This is a genomic window from Gordonia lacunae, assembly GCF_002149015.1.
In the GTDB taxonomy this organism is placed as follows: domain Bacteria; phylum Actinomycetota; class Actinomycetes; order Mycobacteriales; family Mycobacteriaceae; genus Gordonia; species Gordonia lacunae.
On record NZ_NGFO01000044.1, the window covers coordinates 23,194 to 30,684 of the forward strand.

Consider the following 7,491-nt stretch of genomic DNA (forward strand, 5'->3'; position numbering starts at 1 on the left):
TAGTCTTGGTAACGATTGATGGCTCGGTGGATGGGCCGGGTCACCGGCAGGTCTCGGAACGGGTGCCCCACGGCGTTTTCACAGGTTCCTCCGCTATCAAGAAATATGACCTCCACCACCGTGCGCCGTACCTCCTCGCGCCGTGCCTCTTCGCCGGCTCCCGCGCTGGCGGGCGTGGTCGCGGTCGGCGCGGCTCTGGCGGCGGGAGAGTTGGCCGCCGTCCCGGTGTCACCCGACGCGTCCCCGTACTTCGCGGTGGGTTCGTCGGTCGTCGACCATTCGCCCGAGGCGGTCCGCAAGTGGGCCATCGAGACGTTCGGGGTCGCCGACAAGCTGGCGCTGTTCATCGGCATGGGCATCCTCATCGCGGTGCTCGCCGCAGTGTGCGGCTACCTGGAACGACGACGCCCCCCGCTCGGCTCGGTGGTCATCGCGGCCTTCGGGTTGCTCGGCGTGCTCGCCGCGTCGAACCGCCCGGATGCGACCTGGACGAACGCGCTGCCGTCGATCGTCGCGGGCGTGGTCGGCGTCGTCGTGCTCCGGATCCTGATCTCCCAGTTGGGTCCCGCCCCGGCGAACCCCGACGAGACGGACGGGGGGTCGGCCGAGGACGAGCCGAAACCGGCTGCGCGGTCCGACTTCACGCGCCGCTTCGTGCTCACCGCCGGCGGCATCGCAGCCGCCGCGGTCGTTGTCGGGGTCGTGGCCCGACGGGTGCTCGCCGACACCGCGGGCGTCGTCGCCGACCGCGCCCGGGTGCTGCTGCCGCGTGCGGCCGATCAGGCGCCGCCGGTTCCGGCCGGTGCGGAGCTCGAGGTATCGGGCGCAACGCCTTTCATGACCAGCAACGCCGATTTCTACCGCATCGACACGGCGCTGCAGGTCCCGACCCTCACCACCGGTGAATGGCGACTGCGGATCCACGGCGACGTGGATCGCGAGGTGACGCTGTCCTGGGACGACCTGCTCGCGATGCCGATGACCGAACGGATCGTGACGCTCGCGTGTGTGTCGAACGAGGTCGGCGGCGACCTCGTCGGCAACGCGAAGTGGCTGGGCGTGCCGATGCGCGAGGTCCTCGACCTCGCCGGCGTCCGACCCGGTTCGGACATGCTGCTGTCGACGAGCGTCGACGGATGGACCTGTGGCACACCTATTTCGGCGATCACCGATGGTCGCGACGCGCTCCTCGCCGTCGGGATGAACGGCTCGCCGCTCCCGCTCGAGCACGGATATCCCGTGCGCCAGGTGGTCCCGGGCCTGTACGGGTACGTCTCGGCAACGAAATGGGTCGTCGACTGGGAGATCACGCGATTCTCCGAAGCGAAGGCGTACTGGTCGACGCGCGGCTGGTCGGAATTCGGCCCGATCAAGATGGCGTCGCGGTTCGACCGTCCGGCCGACGGCACCGAGCATCCGGCCGGGGAGGTCGTCGTGGCCGGCACCGCATGGGCCCAGCACACGGGCGTCGAGCGCGTCGAGGTGCGCGTCGACCAGGGGCCGTGGCAACCGGCCGAGCTGACCACGGAATACAGCATCGACACGTGGCGGCAGTGGAAGTTCGTCTGGCAGGCGACGAAGGGCAATCACACCCTCGAATGCCGGGCCATCGATCGGCAGGGAAAACCGCAGATCGAGCGCTATCAGGCCCCGGCACCGGACGGTGCGAGCGGGTTGGACGACCGCACATACACCATCGTCTGACGATCCGCGCCGGGACGATGTGACCGCGTCACGCGGGCGGTGCGAAGAACTCGAGCGCGATGTTGTCGGGATCGCGGAACGACAGGCCGGACCCGTAGTGCGCGTGCCGGATCCCGCTGTGTGGGATACCCGCGGCGTCGAGCCGGTCCTGCCAGGTCCGGAGTTCGTCCTGCGTGCAGGCGAAACCCACGTGATCGAGTCCGACGGTCCGCTCGTCGAATCGGCCGTCGGCGCTGCTCCCGGTGTGGGCGTGCAGACCGAACAGCATCCCACCGGCGAGTTCGAACACGGTGTGGTGGAAGGTGCCGCCCTCTTCGTCTTCGTCCAGGACCGGGGCGCTCCCGAACAGGCTCTGGTACCACGCAGCACTCTTCTCGAGGTTGCTGACGGTGATCGCGACATGGGCGATGGCGGGGAACGTGGCCATGATCGATTCTCCTCGGCGGTCTCGACGTCGTATCTCATGATGCGCCGTGTGGGGTCCGAAGACTGCTGATCACGCAGGTTCGTGCACCTTCGGCGCGGCCCGTGACCAGCGGCGTTCGGTGGTGTGCCCGGCAGCGGCCGCCCACACGCCCCGAGGTAGGGGACGACACTTGTACAGACAACTGTCCAGAAATGACCAAAACCGCAGCGTCAAGGGTTCAGTGAGGTATCCGACTCACCTGAGCTGTCGCTGAGAACGCATGTTATGTTCAACGCACCTTTAATGTGAGCCGGGTGACAGCCAACCTGTCTTAATCCGAGCACCTCGTGACCTGCGTCAGGTCGTCCGTTCCGCCGACACATGGCGGAGCTGCACGATCTGGGGGCGGGTCACCTCGTTGACAAGACGCGCCGAGAGCAGGCGCCGAACCAGCGGCGCGGCGATGAGCCGTGCCGATTTCAGACAGGGTGAGACAGATGACAGTGGGTGTCGTGCGCGAGACGGCCGAGGGGGAGCGCCGCGTGGCGCTGGTCCCGAAGGTCGTCGCCGCGCTGGTGGGCAAGGGTGTGCCCGTCGTGGTGGAGTCGGGGGCCGGTCTCGGCGCTCTGATCCCCGACGAGGCGTACACCGAAGCCGGTGCGACGATCGGTGATCCGTACGGGTCCGATGTGGTTCTGCGGGTGTCGCCGCCGTCGAATTCGGAGATCGCGAAGCTGCGGAGCGGGCAGAAGCTGATCGGTTTCCTCGCGCCGCGCAACGCCGACAACCAGATCGGCACGCTGCGCGAGGTGGGTGTGGAGGCCTATGCGGTGGAGGCCATTCCGCGTATCTCCCGTGCGCAGGTGATGGATGCGCTGAGTTCGCAGGCGAACGTCGCGGGTTACAAGTCGGTCGTGGTGGCGGCGGATGTGTCGACACGGTTCTTCCCGATGTTGACCACTGCCGCGGGCACGGTGAAGCCGGCGACGGTGCTGGTGCTGGGTGTCGGAGTGGCGGGTCTGCAGGCCCTGGCCACGGCCAAGCGCCTGGGTGCGCGGACCACCGGGTACGACGTGCGTCCCGAGGTCGCCGAGCAGGTCCGTTCGGTCGGCGCCCAGTGGCTCGACCTGGGCATCGACGCGGCCGGTGAAGGCGGGTACGCCCGTGAGCTCACCGAGTCCGAGCGCGCGCAGCAGCAGCAGGCTCTCGAAGACGCCATCAAGGGTTTCGACGTCGTGATCACCACTGCTCTGGTGCCGGGTCGGCCGGCGCCGCGCCTGGTGACCGCGGCCGCGGTCGAAGGGATGAAACCGGGCAGTGTGGTCGTCGACCTCGCCGGTGAGACCGGCGGAAACTGCGAGCTGACCGAGCCGGGGCAGACCGTGGTCAAGCACGACGTCACCATCGCCGCCCCGCTGAACCTGCCGGCGACCATGCCCGAGCACGCCAGCGAGCTGTACTCGAAGAACCTGCTGGCGCTGATCGAGCTGATGCTCGACGACAACGGTTCGATCACACCGGATTTCGACGACGAGGTCATCGCGGCCGCGTGCGTCACCCGCCAAATCGAGGAGGTGTCTGCCTGATGTATGCCGGTCTTCTCGCGAATCTCGCGATCCTGGTGCTCGCCGGGTTCGTCGGCTTCGCCGTCATCTCCAAGGTCCCCAACACCCTGCACACCCCGTTGATGTCGGGCACCAACGCCATTCACGGCATCGTCGTGCTCGGCGCACTGGTGGTCCTGGGCAAGCTGCCCGCCGACGCCGGGTGGGGTGTGCGCATCATCGCCTTCGTCGCGCTGGTGTTCGGCACGCTCAATGTGATCGGTGGCTTCGCGGTCACCGACCGGATGCTGGGCATGTTCAAGGGTAAGAAGGAGGCGGCCAAGTGAACGGCTCGCAAGTCATACTCGCGGCGGGTGCGCATACCCCGAGCGAGGGCGTCGCCTACCTGGTGACCGCGCTCTACATCGTCTCGTTCTCCCTGTTCATCTACGGCCTGATGGGTCTGACCGGGCCCAAGACCGCGGTGCGCGGCAACTGGATCGCCGCGGTGGGTATGGGTCTGGCCGTCGCCGCGACGCTGCTCTACGTCTGGAACGAAGGCGCCGTCGGTTCCGACGGGCACTCGACCGAGGGCGTACCCACCATCAACTGGGTGCTCATCGTCGTCGGTCTCGTTCTCGGTGTGGCGCTGGGTATCCCGCCGGCGCTGAAGACCAAGATGACGGCCATGCCGCAGCTGGTCGCGCTGTTCAACGGCGTCGGTGGTGGCACGGTCGCGCTCATCGCGTGGGCCGAGTTCATCGAGACCTCCGGGTTCTCGACCTTCCACAACGTCGAACCGGCTTCGCCGCTGGTGATCGGTTCGCTGATCGCCGCGATCATCGGCTCGGTCTCGTTCTGGGGATCGCTGGTGGCGTTCGCGAAACTCCAGGAGATCATGCCGAAGGGCCTGGAGAAGACGTTCGTGGCACGCGCCAAGCTGTTCCAGGCCGCCAACATCGTGTTGCTCATCGTCGCTCTGGGACTGGCGATCTACCTCGGTGTCGATGCCTCGAACGGCGGCGGCGCGAGCATCTGGTGGATGGTCGGGGTCCTGGTCGCCGCGGGCGTGATGGGTCTGTTCGTGGTGTTCCCCATCGGTGGTGCGGACATGCCGGTCGTGATCTCGCTGCTCAACGCGATGACGGGTCTGTCGGCTGCGGCCGCAGGTATCGCCCTGGACAACACGGCGTTGATCGTGGCGGGCATGATCGTCGGTGCCTCGGGTTCGATCCTGACCAACCTCATGGCCAAGGCGATGAACCGGTCGATCCCCGCGATCGTGTTCGGCTCGTTCGGTGGCGGCGATGCCGCTGCTGCCGGGGGTCCCGGTGCCGAGGGCGGCACGGTCAAGGCGACCTCGGCCGCCGACGCCGCGATCCAGATGGCGTATGCCAACCAGGTCATCGTCGTCCCCGGTTACGGTCTGGCCGTGGCGCAGGCCCAGCACGCGGTCAAGGAGATGGCGAAGCTGTTGGAGGCCAAGGGTGTCGAGGTCAAGTACGCGATCCATCCGGTCGCCGGCCGCATGCCCGGGCACATGAACGTGCTGCTGGCCGAGGCCGACGTCGAGTACGACTCGATGAAGGAGATGGACGACATCAACGGCGAATTCAGCCGCACCGACGTCGCCATCGTCATCGGCGCCAACGACGTCACCAACCCCGCGGCTCGCAACGATCCGAGTTCGCCGATTCACGGCATGCCGATCCTCAACGTCGACGAGGCGCGATCCACCATCGTGCTGAAGCGGTCGATGAGTTCGGGTTACGCCGGTATCGAGAACCCGCTGTTCTTCGCCGACGGCACCAGCATGCTCTTCGGTGACGCGAAGAAGAGCGTCGACAGCGTCATCGAGGAACTGAAGGCGCTCTAGCGTTTTCACGTCTCTCCCCGAGGCCCCGGCAACCTTTCTGGTTGCCGGGGCCTCGTCGTCTTTCGCTACTCCCGGAGCGGGCTTGCGAGCGCCTCACCCCGGTCCCTGAGGAGCGAGCTTGCGAGCGTCACACCCCGCTCCCTGAGGAGCGGAGGTAGGTCGTGATCGAGCAGGAATCGAGAAGCCGAGGCGCCGATCGCCGCCGTACTGTCGGCGCATCACCTGATCTCATCGGAGGAAGCCATGTCTCTGTCTCTGCGTTCCCTGTCGCTCTGGTATCAGCGAAAGGCCAACGAGCGCACCGTCACCCGTATCCGGACGAAGTCCGGATCGATGTGGGGGATGGAGATGCTCATCCTGCGCACGACCGGCCGGCGGTCGGGCCTCGTGCGTGAGACGCCGCTGAGCTGGTTCGCCGACGGCGACGACTGGCTGATCGTCGCATCGGGGGGAGGCGACCGGAACCCGGACTGGTTCGCCAACCTGACCGCCCGACCCGGCGACGTGTCGGTCGAGCGGCACGGGGAGCCCCCGGTCGCGGTGACGCCGATCGTTCTCCACGCGGCTGAGCGGGAAGCCGCGTGGAACACGGTGGTCGAGGCACAGCCGCGATACGCCAAGTATCAGAAGAAGTCGTCGCGCCAGTATCCACTCGTCCGGCTCGTCGCCTCCCCGCAGTGATCTCCCGACCGGAATCGAGGCCGCCGTGCCGCGGCCGGTGCGCGTCCGCCGGATCCGCGAGGGGGTTTCTGGGTTCCGCGGAACACTCTCGATCTCGGGTTGAGGCCGGAGGGTTTGTCGGTGCCGACCGATATGGTGGTTGTGTTCGTGTCGGTTGGTTCGGGGGTTGCTTTGGGGGTCAGTGCTTTTCGTGCGGGTGGGGATGTTGCGTCGATGTTTGATGGTGCGGATCCGGCGTCGTTGTCTGATGAGGTTCTCGAGGCGCGGGTGTTGGGGTATGCCGCGCAGATCACGGCGCTGACAGCGGGTTTCCTTGGACTGGTGGCAGAACTGGACGGGCGGGAGTCGTGGCGGGGTCCGGGGATTCATTCCTTGGCGCACTGGTTGTCGTGGAAGGCGGGTATTGCGCCGCGAACCGCGCATGAGCAGGTGCGGGTCGCCAAGGCGATCCGAGAGTTGCCGGTGATCCGCAAGGCGTTTGGCGAGGGCCGGTTGTCGTATTCGAAGGTCCGGGCGTTGACGCGGGTGGCCACCCCCGAGCGGGAGGCCGAGTTGGTGAATCTGGCGTTGTCGACGACGGCGAGTCAGTTGGATCGGGCGGTGCGGGCGATGGGCCAGATCGACCGCAACCGGGGCGTCGAGGAGGAAAACCGGCCGCCGGTGGAGTCGACGGGTCGGTGGAAGTGGAACGCTGACGGGTCGTTGTCGGTGTCGTTGCGGTTGAGTCCGTTGGACGGGGCCCGGTTTCTGGCTGGGTCGGTGCGGGCGGAGTATGAACGCACCCGGACCGGTGCTGATCCGGATCTACCGACAGTGGAGAGTGTTCCGCGGAACACTGAACCCGATTCGATACCAGAGAATCTGGGGGTGGTTCCGTCGCGGCGTCGGGATCTGTGGCGGCAGGTGCCGGCGAATGTGGCGCCGGCGGTGGTGGTGATGGCTGACATGGTGCATGACGGGATCGCGATGCCTGATCTCGCACCTGGGGCGGAGATCCTTGTTCATGCCGGTTCGGGCGTGGAGCAGGCCCATCTTGATGATGGTCCGGCCCTGTCGGAGGTCGAGGTGGCCGAGGCTGGGTGTGGGGCGTCGAGGCGGGAGGTGGTGAGTCGCCGGGTGCCCGGGCGGCCGGGGAAGCTGGCGTTGGTGGGTGTGGGGCGTCGGAAGCGGGTGCCGAACAAGGCGTTGGTGCGGGCGTTGTTGGTGCGGGATCGGTGTTGTCAGATGCCGGGGTGTGGTCGGACGCGGCATCTGCATGCCCATCATGTGCAGTTCTGGTC

The 7,491-nt window shown here is 67.1% G+C and carries 7 protein-coding genes; 6 read left to right on the forward strand and 1 reads right to left on the reverse strand.

Annotation, left to right across the window (positions count from 1 at the left end; translation table 11 throughout):
• Positions 1–105 precede the first annotated feature (105 nt).
• A complete protein-coding gene (locus CA982_RS24165) occupies positions 106–1,704 on the forward strand; it encodes a molybdopterin-dependent oxidoreductase (protein ID WP_208618092.1) in 1,599 nt (532 codons plus the stop codon).
• 28 nt (positions 1,705–1,732) lie between these two features.
• Here CA982_RS24165 and CA982_RS24170 read toward each other — a convergent pair whose 3' ends face one another.
• Positions 1,733–2,131, reverse strand: a complete 399-nt coding sequence (locus tag CA982_RS24170) for a VOC family protein (RefSeq protein ID WP_086537669.1) — start codon at positions 2,129–2,131, stop codon at positions 1,733–1,735.
• A gap of 476 nt (positions 2,132–2,607) precedes the next feature.
• Here CA982_RS24170 and CA982_RS24175 point away from each other — a divergent pair, with 476 nt between their 5' ends.
• From CA982_RS24175 to CA982_RS24195, 5 genes are all read left to right on the forward strand, one after another.
• Positions 2,608–3,696: a Re/Si-specific NAD(P)(+) transhydrogenase subunit alpha gene (locus tag CA982_RS24175; RefSeq protein ID WP_086537670.1), complete on the forward strand. Its 1,089-nt coding sequence runs from the start codon at positions 2,608–2,610 to the stop codon at positions 3,694–3,696.
• Positions 3,696–4,001 carry an NAD(P) transhydrogenase subunit alpha part 2 gene (locus tag CA982_RS24180; protein WP_004020381.1) on the forward strand — a complete coding sequence of 102 codons (306 nt, stop codon included), beginning with the start codon at positions 3,696–3,698 and terminating at the stop codon, positions 3,999–4,001. The genes CA982_RS24175 and CA982_RS24180 overlap by 1 nt, the downstream gene beginning before the upstream one ends.
• Positions 3,998–5,530, forward strand: a complete 1,533-nt coding sequence (locus tag CA982_RS24185; protein WP_086537671.1) for an NAD(P)(+) transhydrogenase (Re/Si-specific) subunit beta — start codon at positions 3,998–4,000, stop codon at positions 5,528–5,530. Before CA982_RS24180 ends, CA982_RS24185 begins: the two co-directional genes overlap by 4 nt.
• A gap of 243 nt (positions 5,531–5,773) precedes the next feature.
• Positions 5,774–6,211, forward strand: a complete 438-nt coding sequence (locus CA982_RS24190) for a nitroreductase family deazaflavin-dependent oxidoreductase (protein WP_086537672.1) — start codon at positions 5,774–5,776, stop codon at positions 6,209–6,211.
• Between the two features lie 213 nt (positions 6,212–6,424).
• Positions 6,425–7,491, forward strand: a 1,067-nt coding sequence (locus tag CA982_RS24195) for a DUF222 domain-containing protein (protein ID WP_086537677.1), incomplete at its 3' end; no start/stop codon positions are given.

Coding starts and splice junctions, on each gene's coding strand:
- CA982_RS24190 (WP_086537672.1), top strand. CDS start 5,774: ATGTCTCTGTCTCTGCGTTCCCTGTCGCTCTGGTATCAGCGAAAGGCC.
- CA982_RS24175 (WP_086537670.1), top strand. CDS start 2,608: ATGACAGTGGGTGTCGTGCGCGAGACGGCCGAGGGGGAGCGCCGCGTG.
- CA982_RS24165 (WP_208618092.1), top strand. CDS start 106: ATGACCTCCACCACCGTGCGCCGTACCTCCTCGCGCCGTGCCTCTTCG.
- CA982_RS24170 (WP_086537669.1), bottom strand. CDS start 2,131: ATGGCCACGTTCCCCGCCATCGCCCATGTCGCGATCACCGTCAGCAAC.
- CA982_RS24180 (WP_004020381.1), top strand. CDS start 3,696: ATGTATGCCGGTCTTCTCGCGAATCTCGCGATCCTGGTGCTCGCCGGG.